Annotated in this window: 15 protein-coding genes; 6 read left to right on the top strand and 9 right to left on the bottom strand. The window is 72.5% G+C overall.

Annotation, left to right across the window (positions count from 1 at the left end; all coding sequences use genetic code 11):
* Nucleotides 1-41 precede the first annotated feature (41 nt).
* Nucleotides 42-1,688, bottom strand: coding sequence for a DHA2 family efflux MFS transporter permease subunit (locus tag ACWIYF_RS02560; protein ID WP_448626554.1), 1,647 nt, complete (start codon nucleotides 1,686-1,688; stop codon nucleotides 42-44).
* 34 nt (nucleotides 1,689-1,722) lie between these two features.
* Nucleotides 1,723-2,196: a MarR family winged helix-turn-helix transcriptional regulator gene (locus tag ACWIYF_RS02555; RefSeq protein WP_448626553.1), complete on the bottom strand. Its 474-nt coding sequence runs from the start codon at nucleotides 2,194-2,196 to the stop codon at nucleotides 1,723-1,725.
* A gap of 397 nt (nucleotides 2,197-2,593) precedes the next feature.
* Between ACWIYF_RS02555 and ACWIYF_RS02550 the strand changes: the two genes are divergently transcribed.
* Entirely contained in the window at nucleotides 2,594-4,276 is a 1,683-nt protein-coding gene (locus ACWIYF_RS02550; protein ID WP_448626552.1) for an L-lactate permease, read from the top strand.
* A 12-nt stretch (nucleotides 4,277-4,288) separates the two neighbouring features.
* Here the strand turns inward: ACWIYF_RS02550 and ACWIYF_RS02545 are convergent, their stop codons facing one another.
* The 6 genes from ACWIYF_RS02545 to ACWIYF_RS02520 all read right to left on the bottom strand — a co-directional run bounded on the left by ACWIYF_RS02545 (nucleotide 4,289) and on the right by ACWIYF_RS02520 (nucleotide 9,735).
* Nucleotides 4,289-4,762, bottom strand: a complete 474-nt coding sequence (locus ACWIYF_RS02545) for a MarR family winged helix-turn-helix transcriptional regulator (RefSeq protein WP_448626551.1) — start codon at nucleotides 4,760-4,762, stop codon at nucleotides 4,289-4,291.
* Nucleotides 4,759-5,217, bottom strand: a complete 459-nt coding sequence (locus ACWIYF_RS02540; RefSeq protein WP_448626550.1) for a heat shock protein transcriptional repressor HspR — start codon at nucleotides 5,215-5,217, stop codon at nucleotides 4,759-4,761. The genes ACWIYF_RS02545 and ACWIYF_RS02540 overlap by 4 nt, the downstream gene beginning before the upstream one ends.
* On the bottom strand, nucleotides 5,214-6,419 hold the full coding sequence (gene dnaJ, locus ACWIYF_RS02535) for a molecular chaperone DnaJ (protein ID WP_448626549.1): 1,206 nt from the start codon (nucleotides 6,417-6,419) through the stop codon (nucleotides 5,214-5,216). The genes ACWIYF_RS02540 and dnaJ overlap by 4 nt, the downstream gene beginning before the upstream one ends.
* A 19-nt stretch (nucleotides 6,420-6,438) precedes the next feature.
* Nucleotides 6,439-7,116, bottom strand: a complete 678-nt coding sequence (gene grpE, locus ACWIYF_RS02530; protein WP_448626548.1) for a nucleotide exchange factor GrpE — start codon at nucleotides 7,114-7,116, stop codon at nucleotides 6,439-6,441.
* Nucleotides 7,113-8,990, bottom strand: a complete 1,878-nt coding sequence (gene dnaK, locus ACWIYF_RS02525; protein ID WP_448626547.1) for a molecular chaperone DnaK — start codon at nucleotides 8,988-8,990, stop codon at nucleotides 7,113-7,115. Before dnaK ends, grpE begins: the two co-directional genes overlap by 4 nt.
* Nucleotides 8,991-9,246: 256 nt before the next feature.
* Nucleotides 9,247-9,735, bottom strand: coding sequence for a hypothetical protein (locus tag ACWIYF_RS02520; protein WP_448626546.1), 489 nt, complete (start codon nucleotides 9,733-9,735; stop codon nucleotides 9,247-9,249).
* 836 nt (nucleotides 9,736-10,571) lie between these two features.
* Between ACWIYF_RS02520 and ACWIYF_RS02515 the strand changes: the two genes are divergently transcribed.
* From ACWIYF_RS02515 to ACWIYF_RS02495, 5 genes are all read left to right on the top strand, one after another.
* A complete protein-coding gene (locus tag ACWIYF_RS02515; RefSeq protein ID WP_448626545.1) occupies nucleotides 10,572-12,872 on the top strand; it encodes a (Fe-S)-binding protein in 2,301 nt (766 codons plus the stop codon).
* A 62-nt stretch (nucleotides 12,873-12,934) separates the two neighbouring features.
* A complete protein-coding gene (locus ACWIYF_RS02510) occupies nucleotides 12,935-13,495 on the top strand; it encodes a hypothetical protein (RefSeq protein ID WP_448626544.1) in 561 nt (186 codons plus the stop codon).
* Nucleotides 13,496-13,693: 198 nt separating this feature from the next.
* Nucleotides 13,694-13,948 carry a hypothetical protein gene (locus ACWIYF_RS02505; protein WP_448626543.1) on the top strand — a complete coding sequence of 85 codons (255 nt, stop codon included), beginning with the start codon at nucleotides 13,694-13,696 and terminating at the stop codon, nucleotides 13,946-13,948.
* The gene (locus tag ACWIYF_RS02500; RefSeq protein ID WP_448626542.1) at nucleotides 13,900-14,379 is read left to right on the top strand and encodes a DUF389 domain-containing protein; all 480 of its coding nucleotides are present in this window, start codon (nucleotides 13,900-13,902) and stop codon (nucleotides 14,377-14,379) included. The genes ACWIYF_RS02505 and ACWIYF_RS02500 overlap by 49 nt, the downstream gene beginning before the upstream one ends.
* A 46-nt stretch (nucleotides 14,380-14,425) precedes the next feature.
* Nucleotides 14,426-15,760, top strand: coding sequence for a CynX/NimT family MFS transporter (locus ACWIYF_RS02495; RefSeq protein WP_448626541.1), 1,335 nt, complete (start codon nucleotides 14,426-14,428; stop codon nucleotides 15,758-15,760).
* Here the strand turns inward: ACWIYF_RS02495 and dcd are convergent.
* Nucleotides 15,732-16,316 carry a dCTP deaminase gene (gene dcd / locus ACWIYF_RS02490; RefSeq protein WP_448626540.1) on the bottom strand — a complete coding sequence of 195 codons (585 nt, stop codon included), beginning with the start codon at nucleotides 16,314-16,316 and terminating at the stop codon, nucleotides 15,732-15,734. The genes ACWIYF_RS02495 and dcd overlap by 29 nt on opposite strands.
* Between the last annotated feature and the right edge of the window lie 106 nt (nucleotides 16,317-16,422).

The following is a 16,422-nucleotide window of genomic DNA, read 5'->3' as shown; positions in this document are numbered from 1 at the left end:
CCTGAGCTTGCGAAGGCCGGGGCCCGGGACGGGGTCCTCTCTCAGGCGCGGGCCGGCGCCACCTCGCCGAAGGCCGCCAGCTCCTCGTCGACGTCGTGGGCGGGGCCCTGCTCCGTGCGCAGCCGCTGCTCACCGCTCTGGGTGCGCAGGGCCACCTCGCGGATGCAGAGGATCGCGAGCACCGCGACCACCGAGACGACGGCGGAGACGAGGAAGATCCGGCCGGTCGCGTCGCCGTAGGAGACGCGGATCAGCTGCTGCAGGGCCGGCGGGGCGTCGGCGAGGTCGGCCAGGCCGACGCTGCCCGAGCCCGACGCGGCCGCGGCGGCGTAGGGGGTGCCGGCCAGGCCTGCGCGGATCAGCTCACCGACGTGCGTGCTCAGCACCGCGCCGAGCACCGAGACGCCGATCGTGCCGCCGAGGCTGCGGAAGAAGGCCACCGCGGAGCTGGCCGCACCGAGGTCGGTCGCCGCGACGGTGTTCTGCACGGCCAGGACCAGGTTCTGCATGGTCATGCCGATGCCGACGCCGAGGACGAACAGGAAGACGCCGAGCAGCACCATCGGCGTCTCGTGGTCGAGCACCGAGAGCAGGGCGAAGCCGGTCACGACGAGGATGGAGCCCGCGACCAGGTAGCGCTTCCACCGGCCGAACCGGGTGATCAGGATGCCGGAGATCGTGGACGACGCCAGCATCCCGCCGACCATGGGGACGGTGAGCAGGCCGGCCGCGGTCGGCGAGTAGCCGCGGGAGATCTGCAGGTACTGGCCGAGGAACACCGACGAGCCGAACATCGCGACGCCGACCGCGACGCTGGCGACGATCGCCAGGGCCGTCGTCCGGTCGCGGAAGAGCCGCAGCGGCACGATCGGCTCGGCCGCGCGCAGCTCGGTGACGAGGAAGGCGACGATCGCGGCGACGCTGCCGCCGACGAACCAGGCGGTCTCGGCGGAGAGCCAGGCGAAGCTGTCGCCGGCCAGGGTGACCCAGATGAGCAGCCCGGCGACGCCGGCGGTCAGGAACGTGGCCCCGAGGTAGTCGATCGACACCTTCCGCTTGGTGACCGGCAGGTGCAGGGTCCGCTGCAGCAGGACGAGGGCCACCGCGGCGAAGGGGACGCCCACGTAGAAGCACCAGCGCCAGCCCAGCCAATCGGTGTCGACGAGCACGCCGCCCAGCAGAGGGCCGCCCACGGTGGCCACGGCCATCGTGCTGCCGAGCAGGCCGGAGTACCGCCCCCGCTCGCGCGGGCTGATCATCGCCGCCATCGCGATCTGCACCAGCGCCTGCAGGCCGCCGAGCCCCAGGCCCTGGAGAACGCGCCAGGCGATCAGCGTCTCGGCGGTGTGCGCCAGGCCGGCCAGCATCGAGCCGGCGATGAACACGACGATCGAGATCTGGATGAGCAGCTTCTTGCTGAACAGGTCGGCGAGCTTGCCCCAGATGGGCGTCGACGCGGTCGAGGCGAGCAGGGTCGCGGTGACCACCCAGGTGTACTGCCCCTGGCTGCCGCGCAGGTCGGTGATGATGGTGGGCAGGGCGTTCGAGACGACGGTCGAGGACAGGAACGCCACGAACATCGCCAGCATCATCCCGGAGAGGGCCTCCAGGATCTGGCGGTGCGTCATCTGCCCCTGCTGCTCGGCGGACGCGACGCCGGCCCGGGCCGGGCTTTCGAGGGTGCTCAACACATTCTCCTGATCAGTGGTGCGAAACGAGGTGTCAGCCGGCGATCGGGGCCGGAACGGGCGGCGTCGCCGCCTCGATGTCGGTGAGGAGCCGCTCGAGCAGCTCGCCGAGCCGAGCGGCGTCCCGCTCGTCCCATGCGGCGAGCGCGCCGGCGGCCCAGTGGGTGCGCTCGGCGCGGGTCGCGGCCAGCGCGGCCCGGCCGGCCGGCGTCAGGGCGATCAGGCTCGCCCGCCCGTCGTACGGGTCGGGACGGCGCTCCACGTGGCCGGCGCGCTCGAGCGCGGCCACCTGGCGGCTGACCACCGAGAGGTCCACGCCCACGCGGGCGGCGAGCACGCTCAGCCGCTGCTCCCCCTCGCGCTCCAGCGGCACGAGGAGAGCCCAGCCGAACGACGGCAGGTCGCCGTAGAGCTGGCCCGCGACCCGGCTGCTCAGATGGCGGCCGGCGCGCACGAGCTGGGACAGGATCGCGGTGATCCGCTCACAGGTGGCGGGCGTGACGGGCATGGGAACGTCCTCGGGCGAGCGGTGGATGCAGAGCACAACCATATATCAGGTTGGTTGCTGTAAACAACCTATCGCTTGCCCAGCGTGTTCCGCGTGCCGTCACATGACCGGGGTCACCGGTTTCCGCCGGAGACCACTTCCGTCGTGCTTGGAAAGCAGCAACTATTCGCACGCGTACCGCGGGAACTCGCCGAGGAGCCGGGATGGGCACGGTCGAGGAGATGCGCGGGCCGGAGACGACCGGCCTGCGGCAGAGCCGGGACGACGCCGTGCACGTGACAGGCCTCGTGCTCCTCCCCCGCCGCACCGGCAACCCGACGGCGGATCGCCGGCAGTGCCGGCCGGTCCCGCCGCCGCCTGATCCGGCCGTCACCCTCCCGAGACAAGGGGAAGCCGAATGTTCGAGCAGGTGCAGGACCCGGTAGCCGGGTCGCTGGGATTGTCCGCCCTCGTCGCCGCCATCCCGCTCGTCACGCTCTTCGTGCTGCTGGGCGTCCTCAAGGTCAAGGCCTGGCTGGCGGGGGTGATCTCGCTGCTGGCCGCGATCCTCGTCGCGGTCGTCGCCTTCACCATGCCGGTGGGGCAGGCGTTGCTGTCGGCCACGGAGGGCGCGGCCTTCGGGTTCTTCCCGATCCTGTGGATCGTCATCAACGCGATCTGGGTCTACAACCTCACGGTCGAGACCGGGCACTTCGACGTCCTGCGCCGGTCGTTCGAGAAGGTGAGCCCGGACACCCGGATCCAGGCCGTCATCGTGGCCTTCTGCTTCGGCGCGCTGCTGGAGGCGCTGGCCGGGTTCGGGACGCCCGTCGCGATCACCGTCGTCATGCTCATGGCCCTGGGCTTCCAGCCGATGAAGGCGGCCGCGGTGTCGCTCATCGCCAACACCGCCCCGGTGGCCTTCGGCGCCCTCGCGACGCCGATCGTGACGCTCGCGACCGTGACCTCGGGCGTCAGCGGCGACCCGCGCCTCGACGTCGACACGCTCGGCTCGATGGTCGGCCGGCAGACGCCGATCCTGGCGGCGGTCGTGCCTTTGGTGCTGGTGCTCGTGGTCGACGGACGGCGGGGGCTCCGCGAGACGTGGGTGCCCGCGCTGATCGCCGGCGTCACCTTCGGCCTGGCCCAGTTCGTCGCCGCGAACTACGTCTCCGTGCCGCTCACCGACATCATCGCCTCGCTGGTCTCCGCCGCGGCCGTCGTCCTGATCGTGCGCACTCGGCGACCGGTCGCCGAGCCGGCGGCGGCGATCGCCGGGCCGCCGGGGCGGGGCGGCCGGCCGGCCGGCGGGGACGCGGGCGCGCCGGCCGACGAGCCGGTGGTGCCGGACACCCGCGCCGAGGTGGTCAAGGCGTACGCGCCCTACGGGATCATCATCGTGGTCTTCGCGCTGGCGAACCTGGGCCCGGTGAAGTCGGCGCTGGCCGAGAAGCCGTGGAGCTACGCCTTCGCGTGGCCGGGGCTGCACGTGGCCGCGCCCGGCTCGGACGAGCCGCTGGCGTCGACGACCTTCACGTTCAACTGGCTGGCGGCGGCCGGCACGCTGATGATCATCTCCGGCATCCTCACCGCGATCGTGCTGCGGATCTCCCCCGGGCGCGCGCTGCGGGTCTACGGGCGCACCTACCACGAGCTGCGGTGGGCCATCGTCACGGTCATGGCCGTGCTGGCACTGGCCTACGTCATGAACCAGTCCGGTCAGACCTCCACGCTCGGCGCGGCACTGGCCCAGACCGGGTCGTTCTTCACGGTCCTCTCCCCCATCCTCGGCTGGATCGGGGTGGCGGTCACCGGCTCCGACACCTCGTCGAACGCCCTGTTCGGCGCGCTGCAGGTGCAGACGGCGGCCGGTGCGGGGCTGGACGAGCTGCTGCTCGCCGCGGCGAACTCCTCCGGCGGCGTGCTGGGGAAGATGGTCAGCCCGCAGAACCTGGCCATCGCGGCGGCGGCGGTGGGGATGGCCGGCCGGGAGGGTGACCTGTTCCGCAAGGTGTTCGGCTGGAGCCTGGCGCTGCTGGCCCTGATGTGCCTGCTCGTCGTGCTCCAGGCGACTCCGGTGCTCGGCTGGATGGTGCCCTGAGCGGCGCCCGCCCTACGAGCCGTCCTGCGCCTCGCGCGCCTCGCCGAGCCGGTTGAGCCGGCCCAGCAGCTCGCCGAGCGTGGCGACGTCGTTCGGCGGCCAGTGGGCCAGGTCGGCCTCCCACCGGGCACGGCGCGCGTCGCGGATCTTCGCCATGCGCGCGGCCCCCTCGGGGGACGGCGAGAGCACCTGGGCGCGCCCGTCCTCCGGATCGGCCGCCCGATCCACCAGGCCGAGGCTGACCAGCGCCGAGACCTGCCGGCTCACCGTGCTCTTGTCCAGCCCGAGGCGGGCGACCAGGTCGCTGGCCCGCAGCGGGCCGGCGTCCTGGAGCAGGGCGAGCAGCCCGTAGGCCGCGCCGTCCAGGTCCGGGTGCACCTCGGCGGCCAGCCGGGCGGAGATCGCCCGCGACCGCCGCAGCAGCAGCCCGATCTCCCGCTCGAGCCGCACGAAGGCCTGGTGGGTGTCCTCGTCGGTGTCGGTCACCGGTCCTCCCGTGGGCGCCAGACGACAAGGGCTGACGTCGAGGGTCGCATGGGAACGAGGTCACCGCCGTATCCGTAGCCCGCGGCCAGGGCGGCCTCGGCGGCCATCCGGCGCTGCTCGGAGAGCTCCAGATCCTCGAGGAGCTCGTGCACACGGGCCTGCAGCGCGTCCACCCGCGACTCCAGCTCGATGATCCGCTTGATCCCGGCGAGGTTGACGCCGTCCTCCTGGGAGAGCCGCTGGACCTCGCGCAGGAGGGCGACGTCGCGCGGGCTGTAGCGGCGGCCGCCCCCGGGCGTGCGCCCGGGGCGGACCAGACCGAGCCGGTCGTACTGGCGCAGCGTCTGGGCGTGCATGCCCGCCAGCTCGGCGGCGACCGAGATGACGAACACGGGCGCGTCCTCGGCCACGGCCCGCGCCGCGTCCTGCGGCTGCCGGTCGGTCGGCGCGCTCATCGCGGGCCCCCGCTCCGGACGGCGGCGGTGATCTGCGGGCGCGGGTCCTCGTGGAACTCCTCGGCCAGCGCCTCGACCGCCTTGCGCTGGGCCGCGCTCAGCTTGGCCGGGACGGCGACGTCGATCGTGACCAGCAGGTCGCCGGCGCGGCCCTTGCCGGGCACGCCCCGGCCGCGGACCCGCAGCGTGCGGCCGCTGGAGGTGCCCGGCGGCACCTTGAGCGAGACGCTGCCGTCGAGGGTCGGGACCGTGAGCGTGGTGCCCAGGGTCGCCTCGGCGAAGCTGACCGGCACGGTCAGCGTCAGGTCGTCGCCCTTGCGGCCGAAAAGCTCGTGGTCGGCCACGTGGACGACGACGAACAGGTCACCCGCCGGCCCGCCGCGGCGACCGGGCGCGCCCTTGCCGGGCAGCCGGATGCGCTGGCCGTCCTTGACCCCGGCCGGGATGCGGACGGTGATCGTGCGGGTCTGCGTGGTGATGCCGCTGCCGGCGCAGGTCGGGCACGGGTCGTCGATCACCGAGCCGGTGCCGCGGCAGTTGCGGCACGGCTCGGAGAACGCGAACGCCCCCTGGCTGCGGCTGGTGACCCCGGCCCCCTGGCACACCGGGCAGGTGTGCGGGCTCGTGCCCGGCCTCGCGCCGGTGCCGGCGCAGGTCGGGCAGGAGCCCGGGCTCTGCATCCGCAGCGGCACGGTGACCCCGAGGACCGCCTCCTCGAAGGAGAGGGTCGCCTCGGTCTCGACGTCCTGGCCGCGGGCCGGCCCGGACGCCGCCTGGCTGCGGGCGCGGGCGCCGCCCCCACCGCCGAACAGGCCGCCGAACAGGTCGCCGAGACCGCCGGCCCGGCCGCCGCCGGCCTGCCCCAGCAGGTCGCCGAGGTCGAACGGCTGCCCGCCGCCGGGGAAGCCGCCGCCGCCGGTGCTCCCGAACCCGCCGGGGAAGCCCCCCGCCCCGCCGGCGCCGGCCCCGAAGAGGCGGCGCGCCTCGTCGTACTCGGCGCGCCGCTTCTCGTCGGAGAGCACGTCGTAGGCCTCGGAGACGTCCTTGAAGCGGGCCTCGGCCTCGGCGTTGTTCGGGTTCTTGTCCGGGTGCAGGTCGCGGGCCAGCTTGCGGTAGGCCTTCTTGATCGCGGCGGCGTCAGCGTCCTTCGGGACGCCCAGCGCGGCGTAGTAGTCCTTCTCGATGAAGTCCCGGGTGCTCATCGGACGCCCCCTCTCCTGCTCAGTCGGATGCGGCTGCGCCGGTGGGGTCGGCCGGGCCCTGCTCCGCCGCGGGTGCCGGCGTCTCCGGGTCGGTGACGGCGACCATCGCCGTGCGCAGCACGCGGTCCCCGCGGCGGAAGCCCTGCCGCAGCACCGTCGTCGCCGTCGGGACGGCGACCTCGGCCGAAGTGTCGTGCATGACCGCCTCGTGCACCGACGGGTCGAACGGGTCGCCGGCCTGGCCGAACGCCGTCACGCCGAGCCCCTCGAGGACGCCGAGAACACGGTCGGCGACCACCTTGAAGGCGCCGGTGAGGTCACCGTGGTCGCGGGCCCGCTCGATGTCGTCGACGATCGGGAACAGCTGCGCGGCGAACCGCTCCGCGGCCTGGTCGGCGACCAGCGAGCGGTCGCGGTCGACCCGCCGCCGGTAGTTGGCGTACTCGGCGGTGACCCGCTGCAGGTCCTCGGTCCGCTCGGCCAGCTGCGTGGCCAGGTCGCCGTCCCCCGTCCGCGCCGTGGCCTCCGTGGCCACCGGCGTCTCCTGCTCGCTCATCTGCTCCCCTCGCGCTGGGCCGGAGGGGGCACCGGCCGGCTGCTCGCCGGCCGGCGCCCGCACCTCGCCGCTGGTCGGGTCGATGCGCCGCTTGTCGCGGATGACGACCCGCGGCTCCTCGCCTCCCTGCGGTGCACTCATCGGCGGTCGGTGTCCTCGTCGTCCACGATCTCGGCGTCGACGACGTCGTCGTCGCTGCCGCTCGTCGTACCCGACGTGGCGTCGTCACCCGGGGTTCCCGCGCCGGCACCGGCGCCCGCGGCGCCCGCCTCGGCCTGCTGGGCGTAGAGCGCCCCGCCGACCTCCTGCGAGACCCGCGCGACCTTCTCCTGCGCGGCCTTGATGGCGTTGATGTCCGAGCCGCCGAGAGCGGAGCGCAGCTCGGTCAGGGCCTCGCCGAGCTCCTCCTTCTTGTCGGCGGGGATCTTCTCGCCGTTCTCCGCGAGGAACTTCTCGGTCTGGTACTGCAGCGACTCGGCCAGGTTGCGGGTCTCGGCCTCCTCGCGGCGGCGCTTGTCCTCCTCGGCGTGCGCCTCGGCGTCCTTCATCATCCGCTCGATGTCCTCCTTGGGGAGGGCCGAGCCGCCGGTGATGGTCATCGACTGCTCCTTGCCCGTGCCCAGGTCCTTCGCGGTGACGTGCACGATGCCGTTGGCGTCGATGTCGAAGGCGACCTCGATCTGCGGCACGCCGCGCGGCGCCGGCGGCAGCCCGGTCAGCTCGAACATGCCGAGCTTCTTGTTGTAGGCCGCCATCTCGCGCTCGCCCTGGAACACCTGGATCTGCACGGACGGCTGGTTGTCGTCGGCCGTCGTGAAGATCTCGGAGCGCTTGGTCGGGATCGTGGTGTTGCGCTCGATGAGCTTGGTCATGATCCCGCCCTTGGTCTCGATGCCCAGGGACAGCGGGGTGACGTCGAGCAGCAGGACGTCCTTGACCTCGCCCTTGAGGACGCCGGCCTGCAGGGCGGCGCCCACGGCGACGACCTCGTCCGGGTTGACGCCCTTGTTGGGCTCCTTGCCGCCGGTCAGTTCGCGGACCAGGTCGGTGACGGCCGGCATGCGGGTCGAGCCACCGACGAGGACGACGTGGTCGATCTGGCCGACGGAGATGCCGGCGTCCCGGATGACCTGGTTGAACGGCGCACGGGTGCGCTCGAGCAGGTCCTGGGTCATGCGCTGGAACTCGGCCCGGGAGATCGTGACGTCGAGGTGCAGCGGACCCTCGGCGCCTGCGGTGATGTAGGGCAGGTTGATGTTGGTCGACTGCGCGCCCGACAGCTCGATCTTGGCCTTCTCCGCGGACTCGCGCAGGCGCTGCATGGCCAGCTTGTCCTTGGACAGGTCGATGCCGTTGGAGGCGTTGAACGTCTTCACCAGATGGGTGACGATCCGCTCGTCCCAGTCGTCGCCGCCGAGGTGGTTGTCACCGGCGGTGGCCTTCACCTCGATGACGCCCTCGCCGATCTCCAGCAGGGAGACGTCGAAGGTGCCGCCGCCGAGGTCGAAGACGAGGATCGTCTGCTCGGTCTCGCCCTTGTCCAGGCCGTAGGCCAGCGCGGCCGCGGTCGGCTCGTTGACGATGCGCAGGACGTTGAGGCCCGCGATCTCACCGGCCTCCTTGGTGGCCTGGCGCTGCGCGTCCTCGAAGTAGGCCGGGACGGTGATGACGGCGTCGGTCACCGGCTCGCCCAGGTAGGTCTCGGCGTCCCGCTTGAGCTTCTGCAGGATGCGGGCGCTGATCTCCTGCGGCGTGTACCGCTTGCCGTCGATCTCCGGGGACTTCCAGTCGGTGCCCATGTGCCGCTTGACGCTGCGGATGGTGCGGTCGACGTTGGTGACCGCCTGGTTCTTGGCCGACTGGCCGACGAGGACCTCGCCGTTCTTGGCGAAGGCCACGACCGACGGGGTCGTGCGCGACCCCTCGGAGTTCGCGATGACCGTCGGCTCCCCGCCCTCCAGGACGGTGACGACGGAGTTGGTGGTGCCGAGGTCGATACCGACCGCTCGAGCCATGGGAGCTGGCCTCTCTTCCTGTGCTGGGGTGGTGCTGGATCTGTTCCGGTAGCCGGTGCCACCAAGCTTGCGCCTGGTGCACTCAACTTTCCTGCCCAGCCTAACGGCAGCCCTCCGCCCGGTGTTCCCCACCCCCGGCACATTTCTCGTTCGGACGTGGCCACGATCAGCTGGCCTGATCCCAAGGGGTCCTGGCTCACGTTGGGAGGTGAGCCAGGAGCAACTGAGGCGAGCCAGGACGGCGACGCCGCGCCGGTCAGGCGGCTTCGACCGGGGCCGATCCGTGTTCGACCGTGTGCACGACCCGGAAGCGGCGCACGCCGCCGAAGGGAGTCGCGAGCAGCCGCGTCAGCCGTGGGGCGAGGTCGCGGCGCACCTGGGCGACGTCCTCGTCGACCAGCCGGAGCACGCGGATGTCCAATTCGCGGAGGCGGTCCTCGCGGCGCTTCTCGTCCCAGGCCACCTCGGCGGGCATCTTGCCGTTCCGCGGCTCGAGGTACTTGATCCGCCCGTCCAGCTCCACCGCGACGGCGGCCTCGTCGTACCAGGCATCCACCCGCCCCACGAACCCCGCCGAGTCATGGATCTCCACCTGCAGTTCCGGACGCGGCAACCCGGCGGCGAGCATCGCCAAGCGGGCGCGCGTCTCGAGCGGCGACTCGGCGCGGCCGTCGGCAAGGCTCAGTGCGCGGCCGGCCGCCCCGATCCCCACCCAGTGGCTCGCGGCGAGAACGGCGCGCTCCAATGCGGCGCGGGTGACTTTCTTCGCCTGGATCGCCGCGTCGATCGCGACGACGGAGTCGGTGAGCGACCACTCCCGGGCACAGTCGACCAGCGTGCGCGCGATCCCTGTGGCCGTGAAGGCGCGCGCACGGACCAGGTCGATCGGCGGGAGAGTGGCCCGGGCGACCCGGTACCCACGCCCGGTCCGCCAGTGGACCGCGTCGGTCAGCCGGACAGTCTCCTCGATCCGTCGAGGCAGGACGAGCTCGTGAAACCGCGCGGCCCGACCCGTGGCTCACCACCGGACCCGCCCCGAGGCACGCGAGCACCGCAACGCAATCGATCAGATGCCGCATGCGAACGTCCGCAGAGACGCCAGCCCACCGCGCGGCCTCGATGTAGACGCCGCGCCGCAGGGCCAGCCATGCGCGGGAGCGGACCGCCGAGCCGATCTCGTCGGACCGGTACCCGGCGCGCCGCGCCTCCTGCGCGGTGAAGACCCCCAGGCGACGCGCGGCGACGGACTGCAGGTCAGGATGCATGCGGTCAGCCTTGCGACGAGGACCGCGGCCGGGACAGGGCGAACGGAGATCTGTGGACAGGGCCGTCCTAGCTCAGCGCAGCGGTTGCTGGGTCACCGTGCACGCTGAGCTGGGAGCCCCCCGGATCAGCTCGGCTGATCGTGGCCGGGGAGCTCCAGCGGAGAACCGCCGCGCGGGTCGGGCCGCGCGGATCGAGAATTGGTGTGTGCGGAGCGCATGATGTTACTGGCGAGTAGCGTCTCGGTGCGGCCAGCTATCGTGCGCTGCGTGCGGACAGGGGCGTCCGTGCCGCGTCCGCGGGGGAGTAGGGAGAACCATGACCGGCCCGCTGCAGATCGTCCTGGGGACGATCGCCGTCCTCTTCCTGATCGTGGCGGTGGTCTACGCCACCCGGGCCGTGCGGGCGATGATCCGGATCATCAAGATCGGCCAGCCGGACGACACCCGCAAGGGCCCGTTCGGCGAGCGGATCAAGGCGATGCTCATCGAGAGCCTCGGCCACACGCGGATGCTCAAGTGGTCGGCCATCGGCGTCGCGCACTGGTTCGTGTTCGTCGGCTTCTACGGCCTGTTCCTCACCCTCGTGCAGGCCTTCGGTGAGGTCTGGAACCCCGGCTTCCACCTGCCGCTGATCGGCGAGTTCTTCCTGTGGAACTGGTTCGTCGACGTCATCGGCACGCTCACCGTGGTCGGCATCCTCTACCTGATCTACCGGCGGCAGCGGGACCACCCGCGCCGGCAGGGCCGCGCCAGCCGGTTCGCCGGGTCCAACGAGGGTCGCGGCTACTTCGTCGAGGCCGTCGTCCTCATCATCGGCATCTGCATCCTCAGCATCCGGGCGGCGAGCATCGCCAGCGGCCTGACCGAGACCGCGGCCTGGCAGCACCCCATCTCCAGCGCGCTGGCCAACCTGTTCCCGGACAATCCCGACCTGGTCAGCGTCATCGCCTTCGTCAAGGTCGTCGTCTCGCTGATCTGGCTGGTGGTGATCTCGCGGATCCTCAACTTCGGCGTCGCGTGGCACCGGTTCAGCGCGTTCTTCAACATCTACTTCAAGCGCAACCCCACCGCCGACGCCCCGGCGCTCGGCCCGCTGCCGGCGATGACCAGCCGTGGCAAGCCGATCGACTTCGAGGATCCCGGCGAGGACGACATCTTCGGTCGCGGCAAGATCGAGGATTTCACCTGGAAGGGGATGCTCGACTTCACCACCTGCACCGAGTGCGGGCGGTGCCAGAGCCAGTGCCCGGCGTGGAACACGGGCAAGCCGCTCAGCCCGAAGATGGTGATCATGGACCTCCGCGACCACCTCTACGCGAAGGCCCCGTACCTCACCGGCGCGCAGAAGGCGTCGGACAACGCCCCCGACTTCTCCGAGTACTCGGTCCTCGAGCCCAGCGACGAGCAGGTGTGGGCGTCGGGCTACGCCCGCATCCCCGGCACCAACGACGCGCAGTACCACCGCCCGCTGGTCGGCACCCTCGAGGAGGGCGGGGTCATCGACCCCGACGTCCTGTGGAGCTGCACCAACTGCGGCGCCTGCGTCGAGCAGTGCCCGGTGGACATCGAGCACATCGACCACATCGACGACATGCGCCGCTACCAGGTGCTCATCGAGTCGAACTTCCCCTCCGAGGCCGGCGTGATGCTGCGCAACCTCGAGAACCGCGGCAACCCCTGGGGCGTGCAGGCCAGCGTCCGCAACGACTGGATGAAGGAGCTCGACTTCGAGGTCACCGTCGCCGACGGCCCGCTCGACTACGACATCGAGTACCTGTTCTGGGTCGGCTGCGCCGGCGCCATCGACGACCGCGCCAAGCGGACGACGAAGGCCGTGGCCACGCTGCTGAACATGGCCGGCGTCGAGTTCGCCGTCCTCGGTGACGGGGAGACCTGCTCGGGTGACCCGGCCCGCCGCATGGGCAACGAGTTCGTCTTCCAGATGCTCGCCCAGGAGAACGTCGAGACCCTCAACGGCGTCTTCGAGGGCCGCGTGCCGGGCATGCGCAAGATCGTCACCACCTGCCCGCACTGCTTCAACTCGCTCGGCCGGGAGTACCCGCAGCTCGGCGGCGACTACGAGGTCGTGCACCACACGCAGCTGCTGAGCAGGCTGGTCGAGGAGGGGCGGCTCACGCCGGTCACCCCGGTGGACCGCAAGATCACCTACCACGACCCGTGCTTCCTGGGTCGGCACAACAAGGTCTACACGCCGCCGCGGGAGATCCTCGGCGCGGTCGACGGCCTCACCACCCAGGAGATGCACCGCTGCAAGGACCGCGGCTTCTGCTGCGGTGCCGGCGGCGCGCGCATGTGGATGGAGGAGAAGATCGGCAAGCGGATCAACGTCGAGCGCACCGAGGAGGCGCTTGCGCTTGACCCGGACGTCATCTCCACCGCCTGCCCGTTCTGCATCACGATGCTGAGCGACGCCGTGAACCTCAAGCGGCAGGCCGGGGAGGCCGGCGAGCACGTCGAGGTGCTCGACGTCAGCCAGATCCTGCTGCGCTCGATGGCCCCGGCCGGTGCGCCCGGCACCGAGGAGGATGCCGAGGTCGGCGACAAGGCGGATGACGTCGCCGGCACGGAGTCGGCGGGCACGGCGCACGGCGGATAAAGGACCCCCGTGCCCCCCACCGCTCGCAAGCTCCCAGCGGGCCCCTGCACGGGGGCCGGTCGATGAGCTTCATCTTCGGCGGCGTCCGCGGTCGTTCGGACCCCGAGCTGGAGGCCGCCAACCGCCGCCACCGGCTGCGGATGGCCCGCGACATCAACGACGTCCGCACGCTCAACGACCCGGACGGGACGGGGCCGCGGCGCGGCCGGCACTGGATCCTGCTCGCGGTGGTCGCCGCGGTCATGGGCGGGCTCGCGGTCGCGGCCGGCGGCGAGGACGACGTCCCGATCACCGCCGACTGCGCCACCCCGGGCATCTCCGTGGCCTCCAGCCAGGTGACCGCCGGCACCGCCCTGCGGTTCCGGCTCACCGGGCCCGACGACACCCGCTACGTCGTCACCGTGGACGGCGAGCCCGTGCGCGGCGACGCCGGCAGCACGGTCGACTACACGCAGACCTCCGCCGGGCCGGCGCTCGAGCTGCGGCAGTGCCTCTCCCCCACCCTGGTCGTCGCCGCGCCGGCCGGCGACGGCCCGCACGAGCTGGCCCTGCTCGAGGTCGCGGGCGACGGGACGGCGCGCGAGGTCACGGCGGTCACCGTCACGGTAACGGGCACGCGGTAGAGGAAGGCCCCCCGCCACTCGCAGGCTCGCGGCGGCGCCGCGCACGTCGCAGTCCTGCCGGGCGCCTGCCTGCACCCGGCCGGGGAACTCGTCCTCGCCGACGTCGCCCGCGAGTCCGCCGACGAGCTGATCGCGGCGCTGCGCGAGCTCGGCGTCGACCGCGACGGCGGCATCACCATCGAGTCCGTCGACGCCGCCGTGTCGCACGCCGCGGAGGAGGCCGAGAAGGCCGCGCCCGGCGACGGCTCGGACGCCGTCGTGTGGGAGCAGGTGGTCAGGACGACGGCCGCCGACTCCACCCTCTCGATCTCCTACCTGGCCTTCCTCACCATCGCCACGATGCTCGCGGCGCGATGGTGCTGGGGCCCGGGTTCGGTCCGCTCGCCGCCCTGGCCGTGGCGATCGTGCACGGTCGCCGGGCCGTCGGCCGGACCGCGGCGGGCACCCGCGTGACCGGCTTCGCCGTCGCCATCGGCGTCACGGCGCTGCTCGCACTGCTCGGCCGGGCGCTGGGCTGGTTCACCGTCGCCGACCTCACGGGCGACCGGCCGGCGACCGGGTTCATCACCGCGCCAGACCGCTGGTCGCTGCTCGTCGCGGTGCTCGCCGGGATCACCGGGGTGCTGTCGCTGACCTCGGCCAAGAGCGGTGCGCTGGTCGGCGTCTTCATCTCGGTGACGACGGTGCCCGCCGCCGGTGCGATCGCCCTGGGTCTGGCCCTCGGGGAATCCCGCCAGATCGGCGAGGGCGCGGCCCAGCTGGGCATCAACCTCGCCGGCATCCTCGCTGCCGCGCTCACCACGCTGCTCGTGCAGAAGGCGCTCTGGCGGCAGGTGCCGCGTGCGGTGCCGAACATCGCCCGGGTCGTCCGGCAGCGGGCCTGACGCCCCACCTCCGGCGGCCGGCGAGCGCCGGAGGAGAATCGACGCAGTGAGCACCACGGCCCCGTCCCCGTCCGTCGCCGCCCGGGCAGGGCACCGGAAGGGCCAACTGCTCATCGCCGTCGCGATCGTGCTGACCGCGCTCAACCTGCGGACGGCGGTCACCAGCGTCGGCCCGGTCCTCGAGGAGCTCGAGCAGGGGCTGGGCATCTCCAGCGGCCTCGCCGGGCTGGTGACGACCATGCCGGTGCTCTGCTTCGCCGCGCTGGGCTTCGCCGGCCCGCCCCTGTCGGCGCGCTTCCGCGACGCGCACGTCCTGGCCGGCGGGCTGCTCGCGATGGCGGCCGGCCTCGTGCTGCGCTCGGTCGCCGGCGCGTTCTGGCTCTTCCTCGTCGGCACCGTGATCGCCATGGTCGGCGGCGCCCTGGGCAACGTGCTGCTGCCCAGCCTGGTCAAGCGGTACTTCCCGCACCGGACCGGCCTGCTCGTGGGCGCCTACAGCACGGCCATGAGCCTGGGCGCGGCGGTCGCCGCCGTCGTCCCGCAGCTGATCGTGACCGCCTCCGGCCCCGACGGCTGGCGGTGGGCGATCGGGATCTGGGCCGTCGTGGCGGCCGTCTCGGCGCTGCCCTGGCTGTTCGTGCCCGCGCGGCCGGGGGCCTCCCGCGCCGCCTCCGCCGCCGTGCGGATCCGCCCGCTGCTGCGCAGCCCGCTGGCCCTGGCGCTGGCCGTCTTCTTCGGCGTCCAGGCCCTGGAGGCCTACGTGATCATCGGCTGGACGGCGCAGTACCTGCGCGACTCGGGGCTCTCGGGCGCTGCCGCCGGGCTGCTGCTGGGCGTCAACTCCGTGGTGGTCATCCCGGTCAACGCCGTCGTCCCCGTGCTGACGGTGCGCCCGCGACTGCAGCGGCCGCTGCTGGCCCTCTTCATGGCCTGCTACGTCGCGGGCTGGGCCGGGCTCTGGGCCGCGCCGCGCACCGTGCCGTGGCTGTGGATGGTGCTGCTCTCGCTCGGCATGGGCACCTTCCCCCTGGTGCTCGCGCTGCTCGGGCTGCGGGCCCGCACGCCGGAGACGACGGCGGCGCTGTCCACCGCCGTCCAGGGGTGGGGCTACCTGCTCGCCGCCGGCGGGCCGCTGCTGGTCGGCGTCCTGCGCGGGGTCACGGGCGGCTACACCGGCATGTTCGTGCTGGTGCTGGCCGGCGTCGTCGCCCTGTCGGTCACCGGCTGGATGGTCACGCGGCAGCGCTACGTCGACGACGAGGTCGAACGGTCCGTCCCGGGCTGGTCACGCCCCGGGCGCGCCGAGGACGTCGTCGAGGTGGCCGGCGCCGAACCGCCGGTGGCGGTGCACGTCAGGGACGACGCGTCTCGGCGCGGGTGAAGTTGCGGAACGAGCGCGACGGCGTCGGCCCCCGCTGGTCCTGGTAGCGGGAGCCGTAGACCGCCGAGCCGTACGGGTGCTCGGCCGGCGTGGTCAGCCGGAACAGGCAGAGCTGGCCGATCTTCATGCCCGGCCACAGCGTGATCGGCAGGTTCGCCACGTTGGACAGCTCCAGCGTGATGTGCCCCGAGAAGCCCGGGTCCACGAACCCCGCGGTGGAGTGGGTGAGCAATCCGAGACGCCCTAGACTCGATTTTCCTTCGAGCCTCGCTGCCAGGTCGTCGGGCACGGAGATGACCTCGAGCGTCGAGCCGAGCACGAACTCGCCGGGGTGCAGGACGAAGGGCTCGTCGCCGTCGGGCTCGACCAGCGTGGTCAGGTCGTCCTGCTGCTGGGCCGGGTCGATGTGGGTGTAGCGGGCGTTGTTGAACACCCGGAAGAAGCGGTCGAGCCGGACGTCGATGCTCGACGGCTGCACCATCGCCTTGTCGTAGGGATCGATGCCGAGCCGGCCCTCGGCGATCGCGGCGGTGAGGTCGCGGTCGGACAGCAGCATGGCGCGGAGTCTGTCATGGCGGTCGCGAACGCCCGTCCGCCGCGGGGGTCACCAGAACGGGCGAACCTCCTCAATCCCCGTTCCGCTCCTGCCGTTGCGACCGGGA

The sequence above is a fragment of the Geodermatophilus sp. URMC 64 genome, from assembly GCF_053502555.1.
The sequence above is the reverse complement of the archived record's forward strand: the minus strand, read 5'-3'. Positions and strand labels throughout refer to the sequence as shown.

What these genes read in the sequence shown, in the direction of transcription:
- ACWIYF_RS02555 (WP_448626553.1), bottom strand. Translation starts at nt 2,196, where the DNA reads ATGCCCGTCACGCCCGCCACCTGTGAGCGGATCACCGCGATCCTGTCC.
- ACWIYF_RS02550 (WP_448626552.1), top strand. Translation starts at nt 2,594, where the DNA reads ATGTTCGAGCAGGTGCAGGACCCGGTAGCCGGGTCGCTGGGATTGTCC.
- ACWIYF_RS02540 (WP_448626550.1), bottom strand. Translation starts at nt 5,217, where the DNA reads ATGAGCGCGCCGACCGACCGGCAGCCGCAGGACGCGGCGCGGGCCGTG.
- dnaJ (WP_448626549.1), bottom strand. Translation starts at nt 6,419, where the DNA reads ATGAGCACCCGGGACTTCATCGAGAAGGACTACTACGCCGCGCTGGGC.
- grpE (WP_448626548.1), bottom strand. Translation starts at nt 7,116, where the DNA reads ATGAGTGCACCGCAGGGAGGCGAGGAGCCGCGGGTCGTCATCCGCGAC.
- dnaK (WP_448626547.1), bottom strand. Translation starts at nt 8,990, where the DNA reads ATGGCTCGAGCGGTCGGTATCGACCTCGGCACCACCAACTCCGTCGTC.
- ACWIYF_RS02515 (WP_448626545.1), top strand. Translation starts at nt 10,572, where the DNA reads ATGACCGGCCCGCTGCAGATCGTCCTGGGGACGATCGCCGTCCTCTTC.
- ACWIYF_RS02510 (WP_448626544.1), top strand. Translation starts at nt 12,935, where the DNA reads ATGAGCTTCATCTTCGGCGGCGTCCGCGGTCGTTCGGACCCCGAGCTG.
- dcd (WP_448626540.1), bottom strand. Translation starts at nt 16,316, where the DNA reads ATGCTGCTGTCCGACCGCGACCTCACCGCCGCGATCGCCGAGGGCCGG.